Here is a 26,171-nt window from a genome sequence, read left to right on the forward strand (position 1 = left end):
TATACTGCAACGCCTGCCCGAAGCACGTAGACGACGTTCGTGACGTTCCCACGGGACCACTGTTGAGGAATTTTAGATGAGCATTTTCGACCGTTATGAATTTCTTGTCCCCGAGCACGGTCGGAGGGATCTTGGCCTGCTTAGATGGGCTCTCGTGATCGTATTTCTGTGGTTCGGCGCGATGAAGTTCACAGCGTACGAGGCCTATGGTATCGCCCCGTTTATCGAACACAGCCCGATCATGAATTGGCTCGGCATGTTCGGGACGCAGGGGCAAAGCTATTTCATCGGCGTTATCGAGTTATCGACCGGTCTCGTTCTGATCCTTGGTGCATTTCGTCCACTCTTCTCTGCGCTAGGCGCACTAATGTCAGCAGCGACCTATCTGATCACGCTGACCTTTTTCATCACCACTCCAGGTGTCGCGGAGCAGACTGCCGGCGGCTTTCCTGCGATTTCGGCTGCACCAGGGCAGTTTCTACTGAAGGACGCAGTTCTGCTAGCGGCGTCCCTCGTGCTGCTGCGTGCTTCGGTCCGCCACAGAGGGGCGCTTGTGCCCTCGTGACTGTGGTCCTCTCGTGACGGCGGCGTGCAAATCCTGCAGAACCTCCGCGGGGCATGGATGCTCCGTCGCGATATCGAGCCCGGAGGCGCTCAGCTGCATGGCGACGCGGTCTTCGCCCGTTTCGGCGAAGGCGCGCTCGCTTATCGAGAGAGCGGCATTCTCACACTGGCAGATGGCAGAGTATTCTCCGCGTGCCGGCAGTATCGCTATCGCTTGAGCGAGGACAGTGTTGTCGTCGAGTTCGCAGACGGACCTCATATCGGGACGCAGTTCCTCAGCTTGAGTTTCTCGCGGACGGATACCGGGTTGGAAGCGAGTGGCGTCTATGCCTGCGGAGACGACACCTACCATGCAACCTACAGGATTCTGGGGCCGGCGGCCTTTGAAGTGGTCATCATGGTCCAAGGGCCTGCAAAGGCATACGAGCTAGTCAGCCGATATTCCCGGTCGGGATAAATGCTCATGTCAGGAGGGCAAGTCCTCTGTTGCCCTTATCATGGCCGTGAAAGGCAGCGCCGGAATAACTTACCACGCGCTGCAAATCCGAAGACGATTGTCGTCGTCATCAGAAGGTAGGCGACTATCCCACCAGGTGAAAGAGTCGGAACCGCTGCGAGGATCAACCCATCATTCCCGCCGGGTATGAGCGCGATGCCGATACCCATCAATGTGCCGCCGACGATAGATCGCAGAATGCCATTGGCTGTCGGCAGTTGGAGACGCAGATTGCCTTGGCGAAAGGAGGCGGTTAGGGCGCCTGCGATCGAAGAGATCACCGCAGTGAGCGCGACCTCGCCGGCCGGCGACATTCTGAGAGGAAGGGCGCGTTGAATCACGTCTGCGAAGGTCCAGGCCGGCGAGAGTGCATATAGAAGTCCGCCAGTGATACCGAGTCCAATCATCGAAGCGCCGAACGACCAACCCGGCTTTGTTCGCAGAACGCTCTTCGTGGAAACGAAAACGAGTGCCAGCACGAGCACAACTAGGAAGGCTAGGAGAGTAACGAGGCCTGTTGCGCTCGGTTTGGAGATTAAGCTTGGCCATGTTGAATCGTAGCCGAACCTGCCATGGTCGGCAACCAAGATACCAATCGTTAATCCCAAGGGTAGAGCTAGAAGTCGCATCTCCCCATCCCCAAGCCGCGCCAGCGATCCGAGCAGGCATGTGTCATTAATGAGTGCGCCGAGGCCGAAGGCGATGGCGCCGATGAGCAGGAGGAAATTGATGCTGGTCGAGGGTGCGAGTGTTGCGCCCAGTGTTCCCGTCCAGACTATCGGGACCGCAACCAGGCCTGCCGCTGCCGACGCTGCGAGAAATCCGACGAACATTTTCGGCGGCTGTCTTCTGTGTAACTCATGAGCGGCCACCACTAAACAGGTTCCGCCTTGGTTCGCCGCATATCCGAACCCGAAGGCAAGTACGCATAGAAGAAGTTCGAGCGCAAACGATCCCATTATTTCAAGCCTGCCTGATCATATCGTCAGCCTTCTGATGCGACGTTCCAGCGTGGCGAGCGCCCCGGCTTAGCTTTACCACGGGAAGGCGCGATCCTGCTGTAGCCGCACAGATGGCAAAGGCTGACCGAGCCATCTTTGTCGAAGCCGTTTGCCACAAGGAGCCGCTCCGACAGCATGCCTAGAATGTCGAGGTCATTGGGCGACAGGGGCGAAATACATTCGGAGATCACCTGCTCCCGTGCCTTGAGCAAGGCGTCCGTTATCTTCTTCCCCGAATTGGTGAGGTGAATGAAGCGCGCCCGCCTGTCGGTGATTTGTCTTCGTCGTTCCACCAACTGTTCGCGCTCGAGCCTATCGATCAATCGCACCGTCCCGGCATGAGAAAGCCCGATCGAGGTAGCCAAAACGCTGATCGGCAGTCCGGGCTCCATGCTGAGTAACACCATCACGGCGGTCCCCGGGCCGCTTGGTGAAAACGAGGCCGAGACACTGGCGATGCTGTCTGCAACCGCCAACGCGAGTGCACCTAAATGGTACTTGGCGACCTCAGGCTCCATACCGCAAGAATATATGCTTCGCGCATAGACTTCAAGCGTGTGAAAATGTATGACCGCCGCATGCATCTATGACAGATTCGGACATGGTCATGCTCATTGAGGGGCTCAGCTCGGATTCCACATCTGAGATCAACGGACGTGCTCGTTCCCCAGGCGCTAGCGGGGGTGGGCTCGATGAAAGTGGACGTGCATGGGTGCCGCTCACCGGGCGCAGGCGGTTCGCCGATGAGACCGCCGGTATGATCGGACGGGTCTCATGCCCGACCTGACTCTTGATCTCCGATACCTGAAGTACGCCGTTCAGGTCGCCGAGGCCGGCAGCTTCCGCCGAGCGGCGGAGCGCCTATCGATATCGCAATCCACCGTCAGCCGACGTGTGCAGCTGTTTGAGCGCCAACTTGGCTTTTCTCTCTTCAAGCGTACGCGAGCGGGGGCAGGGCTGACTCCAGAAGGTGAGCGCTTCCTTCAACAAGCGGTGGTGGGAGCGCGCTACCTTCGTAACGCCGCAACGGAGATCCGCTCCGCGCGGAAACTCAAGACCGGGCTCGTGAGGTTTGGAATGCTTGAAGCGTTCCCGGCGTGCCCGATCATCAACATTCTCTCGGCATTCAGAAATAGACATCCGACGATCGAGGTAAAGCTTGAGGAAGGCACTTCAGAAGAAAACACTTTGGGGGTGAAGCGCGGATTACTGGACGCAGCAATCAGCCTGAGTGCGAGCAAGAGCCCTCAGTTCCAAGTTCGACGTCTCTGCGAACCAGATCTGTTCGTGGCATTGTCCCCGCTTCACGAGTTGGCAGCACGGCCACAGCTGTCGTGGGAGGACATTTGTGACGAAGTCTTCCTCGTTCGCTCGGATGGCGCTGGGCGTGAGCTCGCTGGCATACTCCGGCGCATGGTGGGCGCCGGAGACGGAGCGGTTCAACTCTCGATCCAACAAGTCAGCCGAGAAACCCTGCTGACGATGGTCGAACAGGGCTTCGGCTTGACCATCACCAGCGTGATCTACCGGCCGGATATCGCGTTGATCCCGCTCCCATCGGCGCGGGCGCCGACGGCCGCTATAATTTCTTCCAGTGACAACGACAACCCGACTCTGCCGCTGCTGCTGAAGTGTTTCGACACCCCCTCTAGAGCGGGGACCACGGATTAATCGGCGCTCCCCGGCGTCAACGTTCGCCTGGCTTTGGCGAAGCCACGGTCTGTCGCGATGAACCGTTGTAACATCGGGACGATTAACCGAGCTGGGTCAACAGCGGACTGACCTTGCTCTCGGCCCAATAGGTGGGCGTAGTCAACAAGGTCCTGGTGGAGAGCTGCAGGTAGCTCGACCTGTACCTTAAGCGGCTTGTCGTCCGCGATGGGGCCTAGCTTAAGCTTCGACATCATCAACCTCCATATGGCTCCAGTACCAAGTCTCGCGTCACGATAACGCGCACGGGAAATCCGGGCCGAATAGTGATCGTGGGCGCGACGTTGAGCTGACGCCTCACAATCTGCTGCCCTGCGTCGTTGATGGTGTCCTGCCCACCGTTCCGGATCGCCTGAACGAGCTGATCGTCGTTGTCGACCGCGAGTTCGGCGCCGACGCTCAGCAGTGTCGACAATCCCGCAGCCTTGGCCAGATCCCACCAATGGTAATCGACGCCATCCTGCAGCCCGGCGAACCCTTCAGCGTCAGCACCAGGCTGGCGCTCGAGAACGATCGAGCGCCCGTTCGGGAAGACGAGCCGAGTCCAGACGAGCAGGACTCGGCTCTGGCCGAACTGCACGTTGTTGTCGTACTGCCCGACCACACGAGTGCCTTGCGGCACAAGCAAGATACGGCCGGTTGGGCTGTCGTAGATGTTTTCGGTGACCTGCGCGGTGATCTGGCCGGGTAGATCGGATCGGATGCCGGTGATCAGCGCCGCGGATATCACTGCTCCCGCCTGAAGGACGTTCGGCGATACTGGCGCAGCGACGCGATCGGGCGCAACCGTCCTGCGATCGGCCGCGGCGTTCAGAAACGCGTTCTGCCGGTCCTGCGCCGAGGGCGTGGCGGGCGGCGGAGCGAGGCCAATGCTCGCCAAATCCGGCACCGGCGCGAGCGCTGGGGCAGCTCCCGCAGCAGCGGGTGTGCCCCGGCTTTCCGATCCGGAGAAGAGACGGCTGGTGCGCGCGGTCTCGATTTCCTGAAGGCGGCGCTGCTCTTCCGGGCTGATGCCGGGATTGGGCGTGGCCGTCCCGGGTGTGGGCACCGGCTGTCCGCGATCCTGGGTACTAAGGATCGGCCGGCCGAGGTCACCGGGAAGAGGGGGACCGAGCTGTGGCACGCCACTGTAATCTCGCGGCAGGCCGGCCAGTCCGTCAGCGGTCGAGCGGTTCTCGGTCGAATAGAGTTCGTCGTTCGGCCGACCGGCGTCGCGGGTCTGAAGCGCGTAGATCAGCGCACCTCCGAGCCCGACGCTGGCGACAAGACCGAGGCCGGCGAGAACCTTCCGCGACAACCGGGTGACGCGGGGCGGTTCGGCCCGCAGCCGCATCGGCGCAGGCCCGACCGGCTCGCCGGTCAGGGGCTGCGCATCGTCGTCCGGCACTTCCTCAATCCGGGGCGGGTTCTCGCTCACGAGGTCGGCCTCCCGTCTGTGCGGACGATCCTGACGCGCTTCTGCTCGCGGCCGGAGCCGAAGCGAAGTTCGGCAGCCGCGAACAGACGATCAACGATCATGTGGTGGCCGCGAACGCGATAGTTCACGAGCTCAGAGGTGTTGCCCTCGGGGCCGACGACGAAGAGTGGCGGCATCTCGCCCTGACCGATGCCGCGCGGAAACTCGATAAAGACCTGGCGTCCGTCGTCGAAGGCGCGCAGCGGCCGCCACGGCGCACGGTCGCCCTCGATCGCATAGCGGAAGTTGACGTTCGCGAGATCGACGCCGCTCGCCACCGGCTGGGCCGCCTGCGCCTCGGCGTTCTGACGGCGCAGCGCAATGAGCTGGTCTTGCGGATACTGCCATGAGACCGACGCCATATAGGTGCGCTCTGTCGAGCGCAGCTCCATGTGATAGGTGCGCATGTTGGTGTTGATGACGAGGTTTGTCATCAGGTCGGCGCGGGTGGGCTTTACTAGGATGTGGATCTGGCGCGTTGCCCCCGATCCGCTCTCGGTGTCGCCGATGATCCAGCGCACTGTGTCGCCGGCGGCCACCGGGCCTGCGCCGACAAGCTGCTCCCCGGGTTGGAGCGCGATGTCGGTGATCTGCCCGACGGCGGTATAGACTTGATAAAGCGCCCCTTGAGTCCACGGGTAGACCTGCATCGAGTTAATGAAGCCGTCGCGCACCGGCTGGACTCGTGCCGCCTCGTTTGCCTGGTTGACGCGAGCGGTCGGATTAGAAGGCTCCGGGGCACGCCGCGTCTCCTCCACACGCTGCAATTGGCCAGGCAGCGGCAGCGGCCGGGGCAGCTCGACCACGGTGACCGGCGCGGGTGGATCGACGGTCTGCACCGCCGGAGCCGCATTGTCGTAGGAAATCTCCGGCGGCGGATTGGTGGTCGCGCAGCCCGCGAGCGCGGTCGCCGCTAGCAGAACGACCGGGAATGCGGCTCTACGGAGAGCCGGGAGTACGTGTGTGTGTGAAGCCGGGTTTCCGGCTTTACGGAAATACGGCTTCATTGCCCAAGCTCCCGTGACCAGTTGATGGCGTTGACGTAGATGCCGAGCGGGTTCGCCCTGAGCCGGTCGGCGTTTCGGGGGATCTGCACGACGATCGTCAGGATCGCGGTCCAGCGCGTGGTCTCGGCGAGCTGGCCATTTTCGTATCGGCGCTCGACCCAGGCGACGCGGAAGCTGTCCGGGGACGCGCGGATGACGCTGGAGACGTCGACAGCGACCTGCTGCCGGCCGACCCGTGTAAAGGGGTCGTTGGAGCGGGCGTAGTCATTGAGCGCCATGGCGCCGCGGTCAGTCGTGAAGTCGTAGGCGCGCAGCCAGTTCTGCCGGACGATGATCGCATCGGCCGGAATGCTCCGGACCTGCTCGATGAAGCGCGCTAGGTGGAAGGCAATCTGCGGATCGGTCGGACGATAGTCGGCCTCGGCGGGCGCGACGGCCTGCGCCTGACCGATGCGATCGACTTGGACCACCCAGGGTACGATCGTCCCGCGTGCTGACTGCACGACGAGCGCGATGGCGAACCCGGCCGATAGGATCAGCGAGCCGAACGCCATGAGCCGCCAGTTCTTGGCCTGCACGCGCGAGGCGCCGATGCGCTCATCCCAGACCTGGGTGGCGCGTTGATAGGGCGTCGCCGGCTCGGGGGCCTTGCCATAATGGGTAGAGGGTCGTTTGAACATCAGCGATCGCCTTCGGAAAGATTGATGGAAGAGCCGCCGCCGTGGGCGTCGCCGGAGCGGACGGCATGGGCCGTGGCCTGGACGGCATGGGTCACGTGCTGGGATCGGCGCATCCGCTGCGCCCAGGCCGGCGGACCGCCGGCGTTCGCGGAACCGGCGGCAGCGGCGCCATCACCGGCCGCGTCACCGCCGATCGAGCCCATGGTGGAAGTGCCGCCTGTCGCCTCAAAGGCGGCCTTGCCGCCAGCGTTGAAGCTTGAGCGCATGCTTTCGGCGGCACGCGATGCGGCGCGACGCAGAGGTGAGACGGCGGCGCTGCCGCCGGCACGCACGACCCCGCCGAGACCGGAAGCGACACCGACCGCGCCGGCCTGCCCGGCTGAGCCAAGGCTGTAAGCGGTGGACGCGCCGCCGGCGATCGCAGCACCGCCACGAGCGGCGGCGGCGGCACCACCGGCCAGCGCAGCACCACCCGACGCAGCGGCGCCGACGGCGCCAGCGCCGAGCGCGACCATGCCGCCTGCGGCCAGGCCAGTGCCGACTGCTGCTCCGGCGCTGAGCTGGGGACCACCGGAGACGATGCCGCTTGCAATACCGGGACCGAAGATACCGAGGCCGAGCAGCGACAGCGCGGCGAGCACGATCGCCATCGCTTCGTCGATTGTCGGGTTCTGGCCGCCGAAACCGGATGTGAATTCTGAGAAGAGCGTCGAGCCGATGCCGATGATGACGGCCAGCACCAGCACCTTGATGCCGGAGGAGATGACGTTGCCGAGCACGCGTTCGGCCATGAAGGCCGACTTGCCGAACAGGCCGAACGGGATCAGCACGAAGCCGGCGAGCGTCGTCAGCTTGAACTCGATGAGCGTGACGAAGAGCTGGATGGCGAGGATGAAAAAAGCGAGCAGCACCAGCGCCCAGGCCAGGAACATGCAGGCGATCTGGATGAAGTTCTCGAAGAACGACCAGTAGCCCATGAGGCTGGAGATGGAATCGAGCAGCGGCCGTCCGGCGTCGAGCCCGGTCTGAGCGACCTTGCCAGGGCGCAAGAGGTCGGCCGTGGTGAACCCGGTGCCGCTAGCCTTCAGGCCGAGGCCGGCGAAGCTCTCGAAAATGATCCGGGCGAGGTTGTTCCAATTACCGATGATGTAGGCGAACACGCCGACGAACAGCGTCTTCTTCACCAGGCGGGCCATGATGTCGTCGTCGGCGCCCCAGCTCCAGAACAGCGCCGCCAGCGTCACGTCGATGACGATCAGGGTGGTGGCGATGAAGGCGACTTCGCCGCTGAGTAGCCCGAATCCGCTGTCGATGTAGCGGGTGAAGACCTCAAGAAAATGGTCAATGACGCCGGTGCCGCCCATGATCTTATCTCGCCTCGTCGAGCTGCGGCGGCGCGATCGGTGCGGCGGGCTCGAAGGCCGGCTGATCGGTGCGGTCCGATTGGGGTATGAGAGTGTTTCGCGGCGCTGGCGGGATGTCCGGCAAGCGCTCGGTAGGTCGCGCGCCGGGCGCGAGGAAGCGGTTGCGGTTTTCGGCCCAGGCCCGCAGGCACGCCGGATCGCGCGGCCCCGCTTCGCCGAGCACCTGGCAGCGGATCATTTCGTCGCGCAACGGATCGCCCTGCGCTTGGGTGGTCCGGTCGGACGGCCACGCCTCCCGCACTTCCTCTTTCCGGTTCATCTCGATCGCGGTCGCAGTGATCGCGACGGCCACGAACACCACAGCGCCGAGCCGTGCGAGCATCTTGCCGTCCATGGCCGCGCCCTCAGTTGCCGTTCGGGAACATGCGGGCGTTGCCGGGCTGATAGCCGGTGCCCGGCGTCAGGAACCGTCGGCGCTGTTCGCGACCCTGTTCGGCCGCGGCAGATCGCTCGGCCTCGGACAGGCTTTGCGCCCGGCCGTTGGCGGCAACGACGGCGGTGAGATCGGCAAGCTGCTGCGCTTGCAGCGCGAGAAGCTGGTTGCCGGCCTGCGTCGCCTGCAGCGCTCCCGTCGCGCCCTGGCTCTGGCCGACCAGTGACGACATCTCGGCGCGGTTGGTGTCGATGTTGCCGACCACGCCGGCCTGGACGCGCATGGCGTCCTGCAGGCCGCCGACCGTGTTCTGCCAGCGCTCCCGCGCCTGCGCCACGAGCGCCTGGTCGGAGGCGGACATGGAGGCGTTGCCGTAGGTCGACGTGAACGCCTGGTCGATGCGCTGGACGTCGTAGGCGATTCCCTGCGCCTGTTGCAGGAGCTGCTGGGTGCGCTGAACCGACTGCTGAAGCTGCTGGAGCGAGGAGTATGGCAGGCTGGCGAGGTTGCGGGCCTGGTTGATCAGCATCGTCGCTTCGTTCTGAAGCTGGGTGATCTGCTGATTGACCTGCTGGAGGGTGCGCGCCGCCGTCAGGACGTTCTGCGCATAGTTGGTCGGATCGTAGACGATCCATTGCGCAGCGGCGGGAGTGCTGAGGATCGGCGAAAGCGCGATCGGCGCGGCAAGCAGCGCTGCGGTGATACGCAGTGCAAGCGAGCGGGATTGAGTAGAACGGGTCATGGGCGTGTCTCCGGATCGGTTTGGGGGATGACATTGGTGAGGTCGGCGATGAGGTCCGCGGCCCAGGCAAGCCGGTTCTCGGCGAGCCACTCAGCGAGGAAGCCATCCGTGCCGCTGCGGGCGTGAACGTCCGCGATCAGCGCCTGGTGCTGCTTGGACGACGCGGCGCAGAGCGCGAGCGCCACGTCCGACAGCCCCAGCTCGAACAGCCGGTTGCCGCGCCGCGACTGGCAGTAATAGTCGCGCTTAGGCATCGCCCGCGCGAGGATCTCGATCTGGCGATCGTTGAGCCCAAAGCGGCGATAGATGGCGGTGATCTGCGGCTCGATCGCGCGTTCGTTCGGCAGCAGGATGCGAGTCTGACAGCTCTCGATGATGGCTGGCGCGATCGCTGAGCCGTCGATGTCGGAGAGCGACTGCGTCGCGAAGATGACGCTGGCGTTCTTCTTGCGCAGCGTCTTCAGCCACTCGCGGAGCTGACCGGCGAAACCCTCGTCGTCTAGCGCCAGCCAGCCTTCATCGACGATCAGCAGCGTGGGGCGACCGTCGAGGCGGTCCTCGATGCGGTGGAAGAGATAGGCGAGCACGGCGGCGGCGGCGCCCGTGCCGATCAACCCTTCTGTTTCGAAGACCTGGACATTCGCTTCGCCCAGATGCTCGGCCTCGGCGTCGAGCAACCGGCCATAGGGACCGCCGACGCAATAGGGCCGAAGCGCCTGCTTCAGGTCGTTGGACTGCAGCAGGACGGACAGGCCGGTGAGCGTCCGCTCGTTGATCGGCGCGGACGCCAGCGAGGAGAGCGCCGACCAGAGATGCTCCTTCACCTCGGGCGTGACCGGCATGCTCTCTCGCCCCAGGATCGCGACCAGCCAGTCGGCGGCCCAGGCACGTTCGGCGACATCGTCGATCCGGGCCAGCGGCTGAAGCGACACGCTGTCGTCGGCGCCTTCGGTCAGGCCGCCGCCGAGATCGTGCCAGTCGCCCCGCATGGCGAGCGCGGCTGCTCGGATCGATCCCCCGAAGTCGAAGGCGAAGACCTGGGATTGTGGATAGCGCCGGAACTGAAGCGCCATCAGCGCGAGCAAAACGGATTTTCCGGCGCCGGTCGGACCGACGATCAGCGTATGGCCGACATCGCCGACATGGATGGAAAGCCGGAACGGGGTCGAGCCTTCGGTTCTGCCGTAAAGCAGTGGGGGTGCATCGAAGTGCTCGTCCCGTTCCGGTCCCGCCCACACCGCCGACAGCGGGATCATGTGGGCGAGATTCAATGTGGAGATCGGAGGTTGCCTGACATTGGCGTAGACATGGCCGGGCAGCGAGCCGAGCCAGGCGTCCACGGCGTTGATCGTCTCGGGCATGGCGGTGAAGTCGCGGCCCTGGATGACCTTCTCGACCATCCGCAGCTTCTCGGCTGCAATGCGCGGATCATCGTCCCAGACGGTGATCGTCGCGGTGACATAGGCCTGGCCGGCGTAGTCGGCGCCCAGCTCCTGCAACGCCATATCGGCGTCGGCGGCCTTGTTGGCCGCATCGGTATCGACCAGCGCAGAGGCCTCGTTGGTCATCACCTCCTTGAGGATGGCGGCGATCGACTTGCGCTTGGCGAACCACTGACGCCTGATCTTCGTCAGCAGCTTGGTGGCGTCGGTCTTGTCGAGCAGGACGGCGCGTGTTGACCAGCGATAGGGAAAGGCCAGCCGGTTCAGCTCATCGAGGATGCCGGGCGTGGTCGCGGTCGGGAAGCCGACAATGGTGAGGATGCGGACATGTGCGTCGCCGAGCCGGGGTTCGAGCCCACCGGTCAGGGGCTGATCGGCCAGCAGCGCATCGAGATATATCGGCGTCTCGGGCACGCGGACGCGGTGCCGCTTGGTCGAGACGGTCGAATGCAGATAGGTCAGCGTCTCGCCGTCATCGAGCCAGGCGCATTCCGGCATGAAGGCGTCGATGAGCTGAAGGATGCGATCGGTGCGGTCTGCGAAGCCGCGCAGGATCTCGTGCGCATCGACGCCAGCGTGATCGCGACCCTCATAGAGCCAGGTCTCTGCGCGCGCCGCGTCTTCGGCCGGGGGAAGGTAGAGGAAGGTGAGGAAGTAGCTCGATTCGAAGTGCGCGCCGGCTTCCTCGAAGTCGGCTTTCCGTTCGGCGTCGACCAAGGCCGACGCGCTGTCGGCGAACACGCTGGCCGGATAGGTCGCGGCACCATGGCGCTGCGCCTCGACGAAGATGGCCCAGCCGGAGCCCAGGCGACGGAAGGCGTTGTTGAGGCGCCCGGCGACCGCGACCAGCTCGGCCGGAACGGCACTGTCGAGGTCGGGTCCGCGAAACCGTGCAGTTCGCTGCAAGCTGCCGTCCTTGTTCAGGACGATGCCTTCGCCGACCAGAGCGACCCAGGGCAGGAAGTCGGCGAGACGGGTATTGCGGTTGCGATATTCGGCGAGGTTCATCATCGGCGTCGCTCCTCAAACCGACAGGTGGCCGGGGATGCGCAGATGTTTGCGCACGACATCGACGAACTGCGGATCGCGCTTGGCCGCCCAGACGGCCGCGAAATGACCGAGAGCCCAAAGGCCCAGGCCGACCAGCCAGAGGCGGAGGCCAAGGCCGAGCGCGGCTGCCAGCGTGCCGTTGAGAATGGCGATCGAGCGCGGAGCGCCGCCGAGCAGGATGTGCTCGGTCAGCGACCGATGGACCGGGACCGAGAAGCCCGCCAGCTCGCCATGATGATCTGCGCCGTTGGCCATCAGACGAGCGCCCCGCCGCCGAACGAGAAGAAGGACAGGAAGAAGCTGGACGCAGCGAAGGCGATCGACAGGCCGAAGACGATTTGGATGAGCTTGCGCGCGCCGCCCGACGTGTCGCCGAAGGCCAGCGTCAGGCCGGTGATGATGATGATCATCACCGCGATAATTTTGGCGACCGGGCCCTCGATGGATTCGAGGATGGACTGTAGCGGGGCCTCCCAGGGCATTTGGGAGCCGGAAGCGTGAGCGGCAGGCGCGAGCGCCAGCGAGACGAAGGTGACGGATACCGCAGTCGCGATATGGCGGCGGAAACGCAGGGCATGCTGGATCATGACGGACCTCCTGTGAGGGGCTGGCTTGCGGGCGTGACGCGGTAGTCGCCGTCGGGGCCAAGGCCCTCGATGCGGGCGAGTTCGGCGAGGCGGCGCGACGTGCCCCGGCCGGAAAGCACGGCGACGAGATCGATCGTCTCGGCGATCAGGGCGCGCGGGACGGTGACGACGGCTTCCTGGATGAGCTGCTCCATCCGACGCAGCGCGCCGATGCCCGTACCCGCGTGGATGGTTCCGACACCGCCGGGGTGTCCTGTGCCCCAGGCCTTCAGCAGATCGAGGGCCTCGGCTCCCCGGACCTCGCCGATCGGAATCCGATCAGGGCGCAGGCGAAGAGAGGAGCGGACAAGATCGGAGAGCGAGGCGACGCCGTCTTTGGTCCGCATGGCGACGAGGTTCGGCGCGGCGCATTGCAGTTCGCGCGTGTCTTCGATCAGGACGACGCGGTCGGAGGTCTTCGAGACCTCAGCCAGCAAAGCGTTGGTGAGGGTCGTCTTGCCGGTCGAGGTGCCGCCGGCGACGAGGATGTTGCGCCGATCGGCGACGGCCTGGCGCAGCGTCTCGGCCTGATGCGCCGCCATGATCCCGGCGGCGACATAGTCGTCGAGCGTGAACACGGCGACGGCCGGCTTGCGGATCGCGAAGGCCGGGGCGGACACGACGGGCGGCAACAGCCCCTCGAACCGCTCCCCCGTTTCGGGCAACTCGGCTGAGACACGTGGGGCGCCGGGATGAACCTCGGCCCCGACATGATGGGCGACGAGGCGGATGATCCGCTCGCCGTCTGACGGCGACAACAGTTCACCCGTGTCGGAAAGTCCTTCGGAAAGCCGGTCGACCCAGAGCCGCCCATCGGGGTTGAGCATCACCTCGACGATCGCGGGGTCTTCCAGAAACCGGGCGATCGCCGGCCCGAGGGCCGTGCGCAGCATGCGCGCGCCGCGAAGGATCGCCTCCGATTTCTGGTGAGTGGCCGCCACGTCGTCCCCGTTCTCTTGCGGGACCGCGACATGCGGCCCTGGATCGGGGATGAGTAGAAGAGGCAGAAATCATGGCCTGACAACAACCATAATGTGGTCGTCGTACTGTAGCGTACAAATACAGGGAAACGGCGGAACGCCGGAATACTTGAAGTGGACGTGGCCGTGATTAATCCGCGTCGTGCGCGGGCGTGATGTCCTCGGAAATTTCCTGCCTAAGCTTCGGCCCGTGAGCGAGTCGCCGGCCGAGCGCGGTGACGAACGCTTCGTAGCGTTCGCCGGCTTTGGCGCGCGCCGCTGCCTGGGCGGGCTCGGGGAGCGGCGGGTTCGTCGTCAGCCAGAATCGGATGAAGACGGCCAGCGTTTCGACGGCGATTCCAAGGTCACGCTCCATACGCGCCATTCGCCGGTCGAGCTGGTCGAGCCGTTTCGTCGTAGCCGCCTCCTGCCGTTCGGCAGCGTCGGGCGACAGGAAGGAGGCGATGCCAGCTTCCGCGATCAGCGAGAGGGATTGATCGCGCCGGGCGGCGTGCGCGGCGAGCGCCTTCATGACGTCGGGTTCGAGATACACCGATAGCCGCTGCTTTTTGGGAGGCTTTGCCATGGTGCCTCCTAAAGCTCGATACCGTCGCCGGGATCGAGCGATGCTTGGCGTGCGACCTGGCGCATGGTCTGATTCATGCGCGAGAGGCGAGCGGCGTCCTCATCGGCATCGTCGCGGGGATCGATCTCGAATTCGTTTTCGATGGGCTGCATTGGCTCGACGGGCTTTGCGCGGCTCAGTTCCGGCTGATGCCGGCGCTCGGAGTCGGTCGTATCCTCATCCTCCGATCCGCGCTCGCCGTCGGTCGCGATCGACACGGTCGGCGCCGCTGGAAGCGGCAGCGCGCTCCAGTCATCGGGCCGTGCCGTTGTCCGTTTCACCAGGTTCGGCGGCGTTACGATGCGCTCCTGAAACCGGCGATCCTCATAGTACCGCGCTTTCTTCGCGCGGATCGGTGGCGTACCGGCGACCATGACGATCTCGTCGGCGGGCGGGAGCTGCATGATCTCGCCGGGCGTCATCAGTTGCCGCGCCGTTTCCGAGCGCGACACCATCATGTGGCCGAGCCAGGGCGACAGGCGATGGCCGGCGTAGTTCTTCATCGCCCGCATCTCGGTTGCGGTGCCGAGTGCGTCCGAGACCCGCTTGGCGGTCCGCTCATCGTTGGTGGCGAAGCTAACCCGGACATGGCAGTTATCGAGGATCGAGTTGTTCGGGCCGTAGGCCTTCTCGATCTGGTTCAACGACTGGGCGATGAGAAAGGCCTTGAGGCCGTAGCCCGCCATGAAGGCGAGAGCGCTCTCGAAGAAGTCGAGACGACCGAGGGCGGGAAACTCGTCGAGCATGAGGAGCAGCCGGTGGCGGTTTCCGTTCGCCTGCAGGTCCTCGGTCAGCCGGCGGCCGACCTGATTGAGGATCAGGCGGATCAGCGGCTTGGTCCGGTTGATGTCCGACGGCGGCACCACGAGGTAGAGCGTCGTCGGATGCTTGCCGCCGACGATATCCACGATGCGCCAGTCGCAGCGGCGTGTGACCTCGGCGACGACGGGATCACGATAGAGGCCGAGGAACGACATCGCTGTCGACAGCACGCCTGATCGCTCGTTGTCGGATTTGTTCAGCAGCTCGCGCGCGGCGCTGGCGATCACCGGATGCGGTCCGGCCTCGCCGAGATGGGCTGTCTTCATCATGGCGGCGAGCGTCGACTCGATCGGCCGCTTCGGATCGGAGAGGAACGCCGCGACGCCGGCAAGCGTCTTATCAGCCTCGGCGTAGAGGACATGCAGGATTGCGCCTACCAGCAATGCGTGGCTGGTTTTCTCCCAGTGGTTCCGTTTCTCCAGCGAGCCCTCCGGATCGACGAGGATGTCGGCGATGTTCTGGACGTCGCGGACCTCCCATTCGCCGCGGCGCACCTCGAGAAGCGGATTGTAGGCGGCAGATTTCGTGTTGGTTGGATCGAACAGCAGCACGCGACCATGACGCGCGCGATAGCCGGCGGTGAGCGTCCAATTTTCCCCCTTGATGTCATGGACGATCGCGGAGCCCGGCCAGGTCAGCAGCGACGGCACGACCAGGCCGACGCCCTTGCCGGATCGCGTGGGCGCGAAGCACAGCACATGCTCGGGGCCGTCATGGCGGAGATAGTCGCGGTCGAACTTCCCGAGCACGACGCCGTCCGCGCCCAGCAAGCCGGCGGCGCGGACTTCCGCGGCGACCGCCCAGCGGGCGGAGCCGAACGTCTCGGCATTCCTAGCTTCACGCGCCCGCCAGACCGACATGCCGATCGCGACGGCGATGGAAATGAAGCCACCGGACGCCGCGATATAGGCTCCCTCGATGAAAATCGGAGGTGCATAGGCGTCGTAGAAGTACCACCACCAGAAGAAGGCGGGCGGATAGTAGATCGGCCAGCCGGCCAGTTCGAACCACGGAAGTCCGAGCTGCGGCTGGAAGCCGAGCCGATAGGCCGTCCACTGCGTCGCCGCCCAGGTCGTCATCAGCACGATCAGGAAGACAGTGAGGATTTGGCCCCAGAGGATTTTGGTCGCCGACATGGCGGGCACTCCTTTCTTGATTGGGCTACATGCCGAGGCCGCGATTGCGGCCGAAGCTCCAGTCGACGCCACCGGCGCCGCGCGACACGCCGGAGACGTGCTGACCGATCTGACGCTCGATCGACGGCGACCAGGGCACGAGCTGGAAGCCGAGGCCGTCGTCGATCATGGCGAAGCGGCCCGACGCGAGCGCAAAGCGCTGGCGATAGGTGCCGGCCACATATTCGCCCGCCGCGGCCTTCGAGAATTGCCGACCGGTCTCGGCCGCAAGCTTCTCGCCAAGGGCGTCGACCTCGCGCTGGCGCAGCGTGTCGATCAGCCCGGGGGAGAAACTGACACCGCGCGTCTGCCGCTCGGCAAGGCCCTGACCAACGAGGTGCTCGGCCCGCCTGTCCATCGCGTGACGAACCTCCGCGCCGAATCCGCCGCCGCCGAGCGCGACGGGATCGCGGGCGATCGCCTGCCGGTCGAGCCAGGTGGCGCCGGTCGCATGGACCTGCCGCTCGATTTCGAGATCGGAGCGGACGGCGAGCGCGACGCGCCTGCGCCCCTGCGCGTCGTCAAATTTGCGCAGCTCCACGATCGAGCCCGGCGCGCTGTCGCCAGCGGCGTCGAGGTCGGGCAGCTTGATGTGATGGGTGCGTCCGTCGGTGCCGTCGACCACGGCATAGGCGGTGCCCTTCAACTCGTCGTCGAGACCACGGTCGACCAGCCGGCCGATGACCGGATCGTCGAGGCTCTCACCGGCAAGCACGTAGCTGGCCGCGCCGCGCTGGATGCCGCGCTCGGTCAGGCCACGGTGAATGCGCTTGATGATGTCGCCACGCTCGCCCAGCTCCCGCAGCGTCGCCTCGGCATTCTCGGACACGACCCATTGTCCGGGGCCGACCTGATCGGCGAGGCCGAGGGTCTCCAGCTTGCGGAGGCGGCCGACCTTCATCGCATGGAATTCGTCGGGCTGGCGGTCAGGGAGCGGGGCGAGATCGACGACGCCGGTGCGATAGCTGTCGCGGGCAAGCTGGCGGTCAAGATTGGTCCAGCGCTCCGCGTCGATCTGCCGTTCGAGATTGCGGCGGATCTCGTGATCGGTGCGCGGCCCCAGCTCCTGGGTGACGAGGTCCTGCGCGCGGGCGCGCATGCCTTCCTTGATATAGTCGCGCGAGATGACGAGGTCCTGACCGTCATCGGTGCGCCCGCGCAGGATGATATGGACATGTGGATTATCCGTGTTCCAGTGATCGACGCCGACCCAGTCGAGCTTGGTGCCGAGGTCTGTCTCCATCTGCCCCATCAGCTCGCGGGCGAAAGTCTTGAGGTCGGACATCTCGGTCGCGTCCTCAGGTGAGACGATGAAGCGGAAGTGATGTCGGTCGTCCTGAGTGCGCTCGGCGAAAGCCTTGGCGTCGGCCGCCTCCGTCTCCGGCCCGAACAACTTCGCCTTCTCCCCATCCCGGGTGACGCCTTCGCGCTGCAGATAGCTGAGGTGGGCGTTGAGCGGCGCCGAGCGAGCGGTGTGCCGGACGACGCGCGTCTTGATCACGGTGTTGCGCGATCGGTTGGTGAGCAGTCGATTGGCCTGGACGGTCGCTCGCTGGCCGCGCCCGAAACGCGAGCGGTTGCCCGAGCTGATCTTGCCGGAGCGCGAGACCCTGCCGCCGGCACGCTGGGCGGCGGCGAGGGCCTGGGCGATGAAGGGCCGCGTTTGCTGTGCGCGGGTGGAGCGGATACGGCCTGGCCGGATGCGGAAGTCGTCCTCGCCGCTCATGGCCGAGGCTCCGCACATCGCGCAAACGCGCGGAAATCCCTCGCGAAATGGCGAATGCGCAGGCTGCGTCGATCAGGCGCACCTCGCGCCAATTCGCCATAAGTCTCTGAAAACACACGACCGCACCAAGCCGCACATCGCGCGCTTTTATCTCGCCATCGTGCGGTTGTGTTGCCTGCTCTCCGTCCTCGGACCGCCATCCCTGCGCCAGAGCACGCCATTCCACGAAATGCCGCGAACACCGTCATCGCGGCCCCCGATCGGCGTTTCGGGCGACAAACAGGCCTGCGGATTGCGGAGCGATGGCTGTGACATCGCGCACCGGAATGGCGGCCGGAGTGTCCTCGGAAGCGCCATTGTTGGACGTCGGAACGGCGGTCGTCGCGTGTTCGGACTGCGCGATGAAGAGCGGAGACCGCGTCCAGGCGTTGGGATCGGCTGCCGCGACCGTAACGGGAGCAAGCGCGTCTGCGCCGCCGATGACGGGTGCGAGCGCGGCGACATAGGCGCGAGTTTCGGCCGGCAAAGGACGGCCGGCGAGATACTCTTCATAGCGGCCGGGACCAGCATTATAGGCCGCGAGAAACCCCGGCGAACCGTAGCGGTCGTGCATCTCGCGCAGATACGCAGTGCCCGCCAGAATGTTGTCGCGTGGATCGTAAGGATTCGCGCCGAGCCGGTGACGGACGCGCAGATCGGCCCATGTGGCGGGCATGACCTGCTTCAGTCCCATCGCGCCGGCCGACGAGATCGCCCGCACGTCGCCAGCGCTTTCGATGCGCATGACGGCACGAATCCAGTGCTCTGGAACGCCGAACCGTTGCGCTGCCTCGGTGATGAATGTGGCGTAGGAATCGGCGCGAGAGGGCCCCTCGACCGACACCGTCTGCGCAGTCGCGGTGGCGCAAAGCGGCGCGGAAAGCAGGAGGCCGGAAAGGAGAAGGAGGGCTGTGCGCCGGGCGGCGTTGGACCGCCCGACGACAGCTTTGAGGTGCGGAGCCGACATCGCTCAGTCCCGCTCGGCCCGCTTGGGCGGGCGGTTCCAGTGCAGGCCCCAGGCGGACTTGTCGTCGGCCGACTGGAAGAGGTTGGCGCGGATCGGATGCCCGAAGGTCGGATCATCGATCTGAAGCGAAACGTAGTCGCCGGCCTTCTCGCCGGTGCGCTTCCAGCCGGCGCCGATCTCCGCGCCGGTTTCGTTGTTCATGCTGTCGAGCACATGGACGCGGAAGTCGGGCGCGTTCTCGGCATCGGACGGTTCGGCCGGAACGATGATGATGTCCTGGTGCAGTGACAGCGTCGTCAGGTGGCCGACGAAGCCATCATTTTCGCGCGTGAATTGACCGATCACGGACATGGGTCGTCTCCTTCAGATTGCGGTGGACAAGGTCATGGGCGTGCCGTCACCGCGTCGGCGCGCGCCAGACGAAGCGGCCATCGCCGTCCTCGTCGGTGTAGAGGGGTGTGGCCCGGCCGATGACCGAGTTGGCGGGGAGAGGCCCGAAATAGCGGCCGTCGAGGCTGTCGCGGACCTGCCAGTTCATCAGGAACAGTTCGCCGTCCGCGACCATGCGGCAGCCCTGCCAGATCGGCAGCGAGCGACCGCGACGATCGCGGTCCAGCGCATCGCCCATCGGCACGGCATCGACCGTGATGGCGAGCCCGGTTCTGCACACACGTTGCCCGGGAAGCGCAGCAACGTGCTTCATCAGCGGAACGCCGCGCGGCAGATATCCGCCATCCGAAAGGAAGGTGGCGAGCGGCTCTGGCGCGCGCACGGCGACCAGATCCGTCACGTCGACCCGGCCGGGTTCGCCGATCGCATACAGACCGATCGGCGTGCTGGCCGAGGCATTCCAGACCAGCTTTGGTGCGAATGACGCGATCGACGTGATGCCGAGCAGCGATACGGCGGCAGTCGTCGCGAAGGCATAGCCGAGGCGGGTCATGCGCCAATCTCCCGGCGCAGGAGGAAGGCGCGATGCTGCTGCATGTCATAGGCGCGGGGCGCTTCACCGACCGTCAGACGGTTGTGGGGGAACCGCAGAATTCGGAAAAAATCGTACGCTAAGCTAACGGTGTTCTCGTGACAGCTCTTTGACTAGGCTTTCTAAGGCCATTCTGATAGCCCTGACTTCCTGAAAAGCCATGGCTAAAATTTGTGCGGCTAAAAGGGATAACCGATGGTAAAGTAAGTTATCCCTGTCGAGATACTGAAAAGCGTTATCCTCGTTTTTCCCAAAACTGTTTTGCCAGTTCGCTCAGAGCGCTAGTTAACTGAGCGACAGATTTCGCACTTTGCAAATTATTCTGCCCGGTCTGTACATTGGTATCAGCAGCATCGCGTATATTGATAATACTGCGGTTTATGTCTTCACTTACTGCTCCCTGCTGCTCGACCGCAGTCGCTATTTGCGCGTTCATGTCGGTAATTTCGTTAACGCGTTGGCCAATTCCATCAAGAGCTGTAGCTGCTTCCTCTGCGTGAGCTACACTCGTGTGCGCTTGCCGACTACTTTGCTCCATGACTGTAACAGCGGATTGCGCTCGCTCTTGTAGAGCGCTGATCATGCTTTGAATATCCGTTGTCGATTGCTGTGTGCGAGCAGCAAGACTGCGAACCTCATCGGCGACAACAGCAAAACCACGCCCCTGCTCACCAGCACGTGCGGCCTCAATTGCTGCGTTGAGTGCCAACAAATTCGTTTGCTCGGCGATCCCTCGTATAACGTCAAGAACTTTTGATATCTCGTTACTTTGACCTTCAAGCTCATGAATAACCTGAGCGGCTTGCCTAATTTCACCTTCAAGGGCAGTGATTGACTGGCTTGTGTAGGCTACCAGACGCTGGCCAGATGCCGTCTCAGTGTCTGCTCTTCCGGCCGCATCTGCAGCATGCTGTGCATTGCTCGCAACCTCTTGAATGCTTGCCACCATTTGGTTTACTGCCGTTGCTATTTGATCTGTCTCTGCCTGCTGCTCAACTGTAAGTACATTGCTTGACTCAATATCCTTTAGTAGGCCTCGGGTGTGTTCGCTAAGCCGATTTGATGCATCACCTATGCGACCTACTATGGCGCCTGTTTCAGCTTGCATCATTCGTAAAGCAAACTCTATTTGGCCAAACTCATCGGTGCGCCCAGTGTAGAGGGATTGACTTAATGGGTTATTGGAAATATTCCTGGCTCTTTCAACCAGTCTTCCAAGAGGAGAGAGAATAGCCAAAACACTAACAGAGCTTAAGCTTCCTGACATTAAAGTGGCTAACAATAAGCTGCTTATTGATGTATCAGTAAGCATGCCGGCAGCCATTGCGCTTGATATAATACTACCCCATATGAGCAAGAGTATTTTCACGGAAAAGCTAGCAGCCAATTTCGGCCTCGCGGCCTTCCCGCTTCTCAATTGAGCATATAATTTTTCCGCAGCCAAAACCTGCTCAGGTTCAGGCTTGGTCCTTACAGACTGGTATTCAACAATCGAACCATTCTTAGCTATTGGCGTTACATAAGCACTTACCCAATAGTGGTCGCCATTTTTACAGCGATTTTTTACTAGCCCCATCCATGAGCGGCCAGATTTTAATGTACTCCACATATGCTCAAATGCAGCAGGCGGCATATCTGGGTGTCTTACGATGTTGTGAGGCTGGCCTAATAGTTCTTCCTCAGTGAAACCACTGATTTTAATGAAGTCAGGATTAACGTACGTGATATGGCTTTGAGGGGAGGTAGTCGAAAGAATATTGGCATCTTTTGGGAGTTCTAAGTTTCGACCCGTCACTGGTAAATTCTGGCGCATAAGAACCTCAAGGGTTGGCTGTTTTATTTTATTGTTTTCGGCATTAAGCCCAATTTCTTGAGCGTTACGATAAAGCTAGCATGGAAACGATAGGTGCAAGCAAGTTAAGGGTTGCATCGCGCATGTCAATCTAGGCTATACCCTAACTGGATGTCAGGCAGAACCGCGCAGCTCCGTCAGAATAGAGTCTTCTTTCGCATTCTTTGACACATGCCCGCAAAGGTCATAGATTTCAGCCTGACAAAAGCAGGGCTTGAGGCGCAACGGAACAGAAAGTGCACTTAGCCCCCTTGCTCACCTTCAACGCGGAGTTGTTCTGATGACCTTTCTATGGGTTGGATTAGGGTTGGTAGTCGCCGGGCTGTGGTGGGGAACGGTTGTCTGGCGGCGGGAGCAGGCAGACCCTTGGATAAATCCACCAACTCCCGAGGCGCGGCGTTTGCTTCGAGCCGCGAGCCTGCATTTGCATTGCCACATTCTCGGCAGGCCTGCGGTAGACCAGGACGCGCCGTCGTTCGTTGGGGTAGATGCCCTCCAGGCACTTTATCTACGTGACGGGGTGATCTTTTTCGAGAAGGGGATCGCCACCTTGCCGGATGGAACCCAAGTCGAGCTGGGGGCACTCACTCATGAAGTGCTCGAAGTGCTTCGAGAAACCTACAGCGCCTTGGATGCCGCTTCAGCAGTGATCACTGACTATGCCACCACCTTCAATACTCCCGAAGAGTTAGAGAAGAGCGAGAATGAAATCCTGCGAAAGATCGCTGGCTACGGGAACATGTACCCGATGCAGAGCGCGATCGCTCGACTGGCATTGTTACTCAATCTCGATCCCGACAAGAACGATGTTGGGATTGGCGGCAAAGTGTTGTGGGAGCGCATCCGCCGTTGGCGTTGGCCCGAGCGCCATTTCTCGGCGGAGCAGTAGGCGTGCAGGGACATCGCATTGGCTACGTCCGGGTCAGCAGCTTCGACCAGAACCCGGAACGCCAGCTGGAGGAGACCGAGGTGAGCAAGGTGTTCACCGACAAGGCCTCGGGCAAGGACACTCAGCGCCCCCAGCTCGAAGCGCTGCTGAGCTTCGTCCGCGAAGGTGACACCGTGGTAGTGCACAGCATGGATCGCCTGGCGCGCAACCTCGATGACCTGCGCCGCCTTGTGCAGAAGCTGACCCAGCGCGGCGTGCGTATCGAATTCCTGAAAGAGGGCCTAGTCTTCACCGGCGAGGACTCGCCGATGGCCAACCTCATGCTGTCGGTGATGGGTGCCTTCGCCGAGTTCGAGCGCGCCCTGATCCGCGAGCGGCAGCGTGAGGGTATCGCCTTGGCCAAGCAGCGTGGCGCGTACCGAGGCCGCAAGAAAGCCCTGTCCGATGAGCAGGCTGCTACCCTGCGGCAGCGAGCGACGGCCGGCGAGCCCAAGGCGCAGCTTGCCCGCGAGTTCAACATCAGCCGGGAAACCCTCTACCAGTACCTCCGCACGGACGACTGATACATGCCGCGTCGCTTGATCCTCTCGGCCACGGAGCGGGACACCCTGCTTGCGTTGCCAGAAAGCCAGGATGACATGATCCGCTACTACACCTTCAACGACTCCGACCTGTCGCTGATCCGCCAGCGGCGCGGCGACGCCAACCGCCTAGGCTTCGCGGTGCAGCTCAGCCTGCTGCGCTACCCCGGCTATGCGTTGGGCACCGACAGCGAGCCGCCCGAGCCGGTCATCCTGTGGGTGGCCAAGCAGGTTCAGGCCGACCCGGCGAGTTGGGCGAAGTACGGCGAACGCGACGTGACCCGCCGCGAGCACGCCCATGAACTGCGCACCTACCTGCAACTGGCCCCGTTTGGCCTGTCCGACTTCCGCAACCTCGTGCGCGAGCTGACCGAGTTGGCCCAGCAGACCGACAAGGGCTTGCTGCTGGCCAGCCAGGCTCTGGAGAGCCTGCGGCAGAAGCGGCGCATCCTGCCGGCGCTGAGCGTAATTGATCGGGCCTGCTCGGAGGCCATTGCGCGGGCTAATCGGCGGGTCTACCGCGCCCTGGTCGAACCACTCACGGACTCGCACCGTGCCAAGCTGGACGAACTGCTGAAGCTCAAGGCCGGCAGCAGCATCACCTGGTTGACCTGGCTGCGCCAGGCACCGCTGAAACCCAACTCTCGGCACATGCTTAAGCACATCGAGCGGCTGAAGACATTTCAGCTGGTGGACTTGCCCGAAGGGCTGGGCCGGCACATCCACCAGAACCGCCTGCTCAAGCTGGCCCGCGAAGGGGGGCAGATGACGCCCAAAGACCTTGGCAAGTTCGAGCCGCAGCGGCGCTACGCGACCCTGGCCGCCGTAGTGCTGGAGAGCACCGCGACTGTGATTGATGAGTTGGTCGATCTGCACGACCGCATCCTGGTCAAGCTGTTCAGCGGCGCGAAGCACAAGCATCAGCAGCAGTTCCAGAAGCAGGGCAAGGCGATCAATGACAAGGTGCGCCTGTACTCGAAGATCGGCCAGGCTCTGCTGGAGGCAAAGGAAAACGGCAGCGATCCGTACGCCGCCATCGAGGCGGTGATTCCCTGGGACGAATTCACCGAGAGCGTCAGCGAGGCCGAGCTGCTGGCCCGGCCGGAGGGCTTCGACCACCTACACCTGGTCGGCGAGAACTTCGCCACCCTGCGCCGTTACACGCCGGCCCTGCTGGAGGTGCTGGAACTGCGCGCTGCACCGGCCGCGCAAGGCGTGCTGGCGGCCGTGCAGACCCTGCGCGAGATGAACGCCGACAACCTGCGCAAGGTGCCGGCGGATGCCCCTACCGCCTTCATCAAGCCGCGCTGGAAGCCGCTGGTGATCACCCCGGAAGGCCACGACCGACGCTTCTACGAAATCTGCGCGCTGTCCGAGCTGAAGAACGCCCTGCGCTCCGGTGACATCTGGGTCAAGGGTTCACGGCAGTTCCGCGACTTCGACGACTACCTGCTGCCGGCAGAGAAGTTCGCCGCGCTCAAGCGGGAACAGGCCCTGCCCCTGGCGATCAACCCGAACAGCGACCAGTACCTGGAAGAGCGCTTACAGCTGCTGGACGAGCAGTTGGCCACCGTAACCCGGCTGGCCAAGGACAACGAGCTGCCCGATGCCATCCTCACCGAGTCCGGGCTGAAGATCACCCCGCTGGATTCTGCGGTGCCCAATACCGCGCAGGCGCTGATCGACCAGACCAGTCAGCTGTTGCCGCGCATCAAGATCACCGAACTGCTGATGGATGTGGACGACTGGACGGGTTTCAGCCGCCACTTCACCCACCTGAAGGACGGTGCCGAGGCCAAAGACAGGACATTGCTGCTGTCAGCAATCCTGGGCGATGCGATTAACCTCGGGCTGACCAAGATGGCCGAGTCGAGCCCCGGCCTGACCTACGCCAAGCTGTCCTGGCTGCAAGCCTGGCACATCCGCGACGAAACCTATTCGGCGGCCCTGGCCGAGCTGGTCAACCACCAGTACCGCCATGCCTTCGCCGCCCACTGGGGCGACGGCACCACCTCATCCTCCGATGGCCAGCGCTTCCGGGCGGGCGGCCGGGGCGAAAGCACCGGGCACGTCAACCCGAAGTACGGCAGCGAGCCGGGGCGACTGTTCTACACCCATATCTCCGACCAGTACGCACCGTTCAGCACCCGCGTGGTGAATGTCGGCGTGCGTGACTCCACCTATGTGCTCGACGGCCTGCTGTACCACGAGTCCGACTTGCGGATCGAGGAGCACTACACCGACACGGCCGGTTTCACCGATCACGTCTTCGCCCTGATGCACCTGCTGGGCTTCCGCTTCGCACCGCGCATCCGCGACCTCGGCGAAACCAAGCTGTATGTGCCGAATAGCGTCCAGGACTACCCGACATTGCGCCCAATGGTTGGTGGCACCCTGAACATCAAGCACGTCCGCGCCCATTGGGTCGACATCCTGCGCCTCGCCAGCTCGATCAAGCAGGGCACCGTCACTGCCTCGCTGATGCTGCGAAAGCTCGGCAGCTATCCACGCCAGAATGGCCTTGCCGTGGCCCTGCGCGAGCTGGGCCGGATCGAACGCACCCTGTTCATCCTCGACTGGCTGCAAAGCGTCGAACTGCGCCGCCGCGTGCATGCTGGACTGAACAAGGGTGAAGCGCGCAACTCCCTGGCCAGGGCGGTGTTCTTTAACCGCCTCGGCGAGATCAGGGATCGGAGCTTCGAGCAGCAGCGCTACCGGGCCAGCGGCCTGAACCTGGTGACGGCCGCCATTGTGTTGTGGAACACGGTGTACCTGGAGCGCGCCACTCAGGGGTTGGTCGAGGTCGGCAAGCCGGTGAACGGTGAGTTGCTGCAATACCTGTCGCCGCTGGGCTGGGAACACATCAACCTGACCGGCGATTACGTCTGGCGGCAGAGCCGCAGGCTGGAGGACGGGAAGTTCAGGCCGCTACGGTTGCCCGGAAAACCTTAGCGTACGATTTTTTCCGAATTCTGCGGGCTCC

General features: G+C 63.5%; 26 protein-coding genes. 6 read left to right on the top strand and 20 right to left on the bottom strand.

All coding sequences use genetic code 11. The features are described from left to right. Positions 1-76 precede the first annotated feature (76 nt). Together C2U40_RS09560 and C2U40_RS09565 are read left to right on the top strand one after the other, a co-directional pair. The gene (locus tag C2U40_RS09560; protein WP_018429614.1) at positions 77-565 is read left to right on the top strand and encodes a YkgB family protein; all 489 of its coding nucleotides are present in this window, start codon (positions 77-79) and stop codon (positions 563-565) included. 24 nt (positions 566-589) lie between these two features. Beyond that, positions 590-1,021 (top strand): DUF6314 family protein, encoded by a 432-nt coding sequence (locus C2U40_RS09565; RefSeq protein ID WP_232092758.1) that lies wholly within the window; start codon positions 590-592, stop codon positions 1,019-1,021. A 38-nt stretch (positions 1,022-1,059) separates the two neighbouring features. Here the strand turns inward: C2U40_RS09565 and C2U40_RS09570 are convergent, their stop codons facing one another. Next, complete coding sequence (locus C2U40_RS09570) at positions 1,060-2,019, bottom strand: YeeE/YedE thiosulfate transporter family protein (protein WP_103243971.1); 960 nt, start codon at positions 2,017-2,019, stop codon at positions 1,060-1,062. A 26-nt stretch (positions 2,020-2,045) separates the two neighbouring features. Then, positions 2,046-2,453, bottom strand: coding sequence for a MarR family winged helix-turn-helix transcriptional regulator (locus C2U40_RS09575; RefSeq protein WP_231082216.1), 408 nt, complete (start codon positions 2,451-2,453; stop codon positions 2,046-2,048). A gap of 382 nt (positions 2,454-2,835) precedes the next feature. Here C2U40_RS09575 and C2U40_RS09580 point away from each other — a divergent pair, with 382 nt between their 5' ends. Further along, a complete protein-coding gene (locus C2U40_RS09580; RefSeq protein WP_103243970.1) occupies positions 2,836-3,732 on the top strand; it encodes a LysR family transcriptional regulator in 897 nt (298 codons plus the stop codon). Here C2U40_RS09580 and C2U40_RS09585 read toward each other — a convergent pair. The 18 genes from C2U40_RS09585 to C2U40_RS09675 form a co-directional block, all read right to left on the bottom strand. Beyond that, the gene (locus C2U40_RS09585; protein WP_018429611.1) at positions 3,729-3,968 is read right to left on the bottom strand and encodes a DUF2274 domain-containing protein; all 240 of its coding nucleotides are present in this window, start codon (positions 3,966-3,968) and stop codon (positions 3,729-3,731) included. The two genes, C2U40_RS09580 and C2U40_RS09585, sit on opposite strands and share 4 nt — an antisense overlap. Beyond that, positions 3,968-5,188 carry a TrbI/VirB10 family protein gene (locus C2U40_RS09590; protein ID WP_103243969.1) on the bottom strand — a complete coding sequence of 407 codons (1,221 nt, stop codon included), beginning with the start codon at positions 5,186-5,188 and terminating at the stop codon, positions 3,968-3,970. Before C2U40_RS09590 ends, C2U40_RS09585 begins: the two co-directional genes overlap by 1 nt. Then, a complete protein-coding gene (gene trbG / locus C2U40_RS09595) occupies positions 5,185-6,234 on the bottom strand; it encodes a P-type conjugative transfer protein TrbG (protein ID WP_011191356.1) in 1,050 nt (349 codons plus the stop codon). The genes C2U40_RS09590 and trbG overlap by 4 nt, the downstream gene beginning before the upstream one ends. Continuing rightward, on the bottom strand, positions 6,231-6,914 hold the full coding sequence (trbF, locus tag C2U40_RS09600; protein WP_103243968.1) for a conjugal transfer protein TrbF: 684 nt from the start codon (positions 6,912-6,914) through the stop codon (positions 6,231-6,233). The genes trbG and trbF overlap by 4 nt, the downstream gene beginning before the upstream one ends. Then, positions 6,914-8,278: a P-type conjugative transfer protein TrbL gene (trbL, locus tag C2U40_RS09605; RefSeq protein ID WP_103243967.1), complete on the bottom strand. Its 1,365-nt coding sequence runs from the start codon at positions 8,276-8,278 to the stop codon at positions 6,914-6,916. The genes trbF and trbL overlap by 1 nt, the downstream gene beginning before the upstream one ends. A gap of 4 nt (positions 8,279-8,282) precedes the next feature. Next, on the bottom strand, positions 8,283-8,672 hold the full coding sequence (trbK-alt, locus tag C2U40_RS09610; protein ID WP_103243966.1) for a putative entry exclusion protein TrbK-alt: 390 nt from the start codon (positions 8,670-8,672) through the stop codon (positions 8,283-8,285). Positions 8,673-8,682: 10 nt separating this feature from the next. Beyond that, positions 8,683-9,453 (bottom strand): P-type conjugative transfer protein TrbJ, encoded by a 771-nt coding sequence (gene trbJ, locus C2U40_RS09615; RefSeq protein WP_066115942.1) that lies wholly within the window; start codon positions 9,451-9,453, stop codon positions 8,683-8,685. Then, complete coding sequence (trbE, locus tag C2U40_RS09620; protein ID WP_103243965.1) at positions 9,450-11,906, bottom strand: conjugal transfer protein TrbE; 2,457 nt, start codon at positions 11,904-11,906, stop codon at positions 9,450-9,452. The genes trbJ and trbE overlap by 4 nt, the downstream gene beginning before the upstream one ends. Positions 11,907-11,918: 12 nt before the next feature. Then, entirely contained in the window at positions 11,919-12,200 is a 282-nt protein-coding gene (locus C2U40_RS09625) for a VirB3 family type IV secretion system protein (RefSeq protein ID WP_103243964.1), read from the bottom strand. Further along, entirely contained in the window at positions 12,200-12,532 is a 333-nt protein-coding gene (locus tag C2U40_RS09630) for a TrbC/VirB2 family protein (RefSeq protein ID WP_103243963.1), read from the bottom strand. The genes C2U40_RS09625 and C2U40_RS09630 overlap by 1 nt, the downstream gene beginning before the upstream one ends. Continuing rightward, a complete protein-coding gene (gene trbB, locus C2U40_RS09635; protein ID WP_103827476.1) occupies positions 12,529-13,512 on the bottom strand; it encodes a P-type conjugative transfer ATPase TrbB in 984 nt (327 codons plus the stop codon). Before trbB ends, C2U40_RS09630 begins: the two co-directional genes overlap by 4 nt. 169 nt (positions 13,513-13,681) lie before the next feature. Then, positions 13,682-14,116 carry a hypothetical protein gene (locus tag C2U40_RS09640; RefSeq protein ID WP_044416634.1) on the bottom strand — a complete coding sequence of 145 codons (435 nt, stop codon included), beginning with the start codon at positions 14,114-14,116 and terminating at the stop codon, positions 13,682-13,684. 8 nt (positions 14,117-14,124) lie between these two features. Next, the gene (locus C2U40_RS09645; RefSeq protein ID WP_103243961.1) at positions 14,125-16,113 is read right to left on the bottom strand and encodes a conjugal transfer protein TraG; all 1,989 of its coding nucleotides are present in this window, start codon (positions 16,111-16,113) and stop codon (positions 14,125-14,127) included. Positions 16,114-16,138: 25 nt separating this feature from the next. Beyond that, a complete protein-coding gene (locus tag C2U40_RS09650; protein ID WP_103827475.1) occupies positions 16,139-17,878 on the bottom strand; it encodes a relaxase/mobilization nuclease domain-containing protein in 1,740 nt (579 codons plus the stop codon). A 244-nt stretch (positions 17,879-18,122) separates the two neighbouring features. Next, positions 18,123-18,884, bottom strand: coding sequence for a lytic transglycosylase domain-containing protein (locus C2U40_RS09655; RefSeq protein WP_103243960.1), 762 nt, complete (start codon positions 18,882-18,884; stop codon positions 18,123-18,125). 3 nt (positions 18,885-18,887) lie between these two features. Beyond that, a complete protein-coding gene (locus tag C2U40_RS09660) occupies positions 18,888-19,235 on the bottom strand; it encodes a DUF736 domain-containing protein (protein ID WP_103243959.1) in 348 nt (115 codons plus the stop codon). Between the two features lie 46 nt (positions 19,236-19,281). Next, positions 19,282-19,827 carry a S26 family signal peptidase gene (locus C2U40_RS09665; RefSeq protein WP_103243958.1) on the bottom strand — a complete coding sequence of 182 codons (546 nt, stop codon included), beginning with the start codon at positions 19,825-19,827 and terminating at the stop codon, positions 19,282-19,284. A 274-nt stretch (positions 19,828-20,101) separates the two neighbouring features. Further along, complete coding sequence (locus C2U40_RS09675) at positions 20,102-21,679, bottom strand: methyl-accepting chemotaxis protein (protein ID WP_103243957.1); 1,578 nt, start codon at positions 21,677-21,679, stop codon at positions 20,102-20,104. A 319-nt stretch (positions 21,680-21,998) separates the two neighbouring features. Between C2U40_RS09675 and C2U40_RS09680 the strand changes: the two genes are divergently transcribed. The 3 genes from C2U40_RS09680 to C2U40_RS09690 are packed head-to-tail and all read left to right on the top strand — an operon-like array spanning position 21,999 to position 26,140. Further along, positions 21,999-22,607 (top strand): hypothetical protein, encoded by a 609-nt coding sequence (locus C2U40_RS09680; RefSeq protein ID WP_014003956.1) that lies wholly within the window; start codon positions 21,999-22,001, stop codon positions 22,605-22,607. Positions 22,608-22,609: 2 nt separating this feature from the next. Then, the gene (locus C2U40_RS09685; protein WP_014003957.1) at positions 22,610-23,170 is read left to right on the top strand and encodes a recombinase family protein; all 561 of its coding nucleotides are present in this window, start codon (positions 22,610-22,612) and stop codon (positions 23,168-23,170) included. A gap of 3 nt (positions 23,171-23,173) precedes the next feature. Beyond that, on the top strand, positions 23,174-26,140 hold the full coding sequence (locus C2U40_RS09690) for a Tn3 family transposase (protein ID WP_103828021.1): 2,967 nt from the start codon (positions 23,174-23,176) through the stop codon (positions 26,138-26,140). Positions 26,141-26,171 lie beyond the last annotated feature (31 nt).

Origin of the sequence: Aeromonas sp. ASNIH4, assembly GCF_002934425.1 — a bacterium.
GTDB classification, from domain to species: domain Bacteria; phylum Pseudomonadota; class Gammaproteobacteria; order Enterobacterales; family Aeromonadaceae; genus Aeromonas; species Aeromonas hydrophila.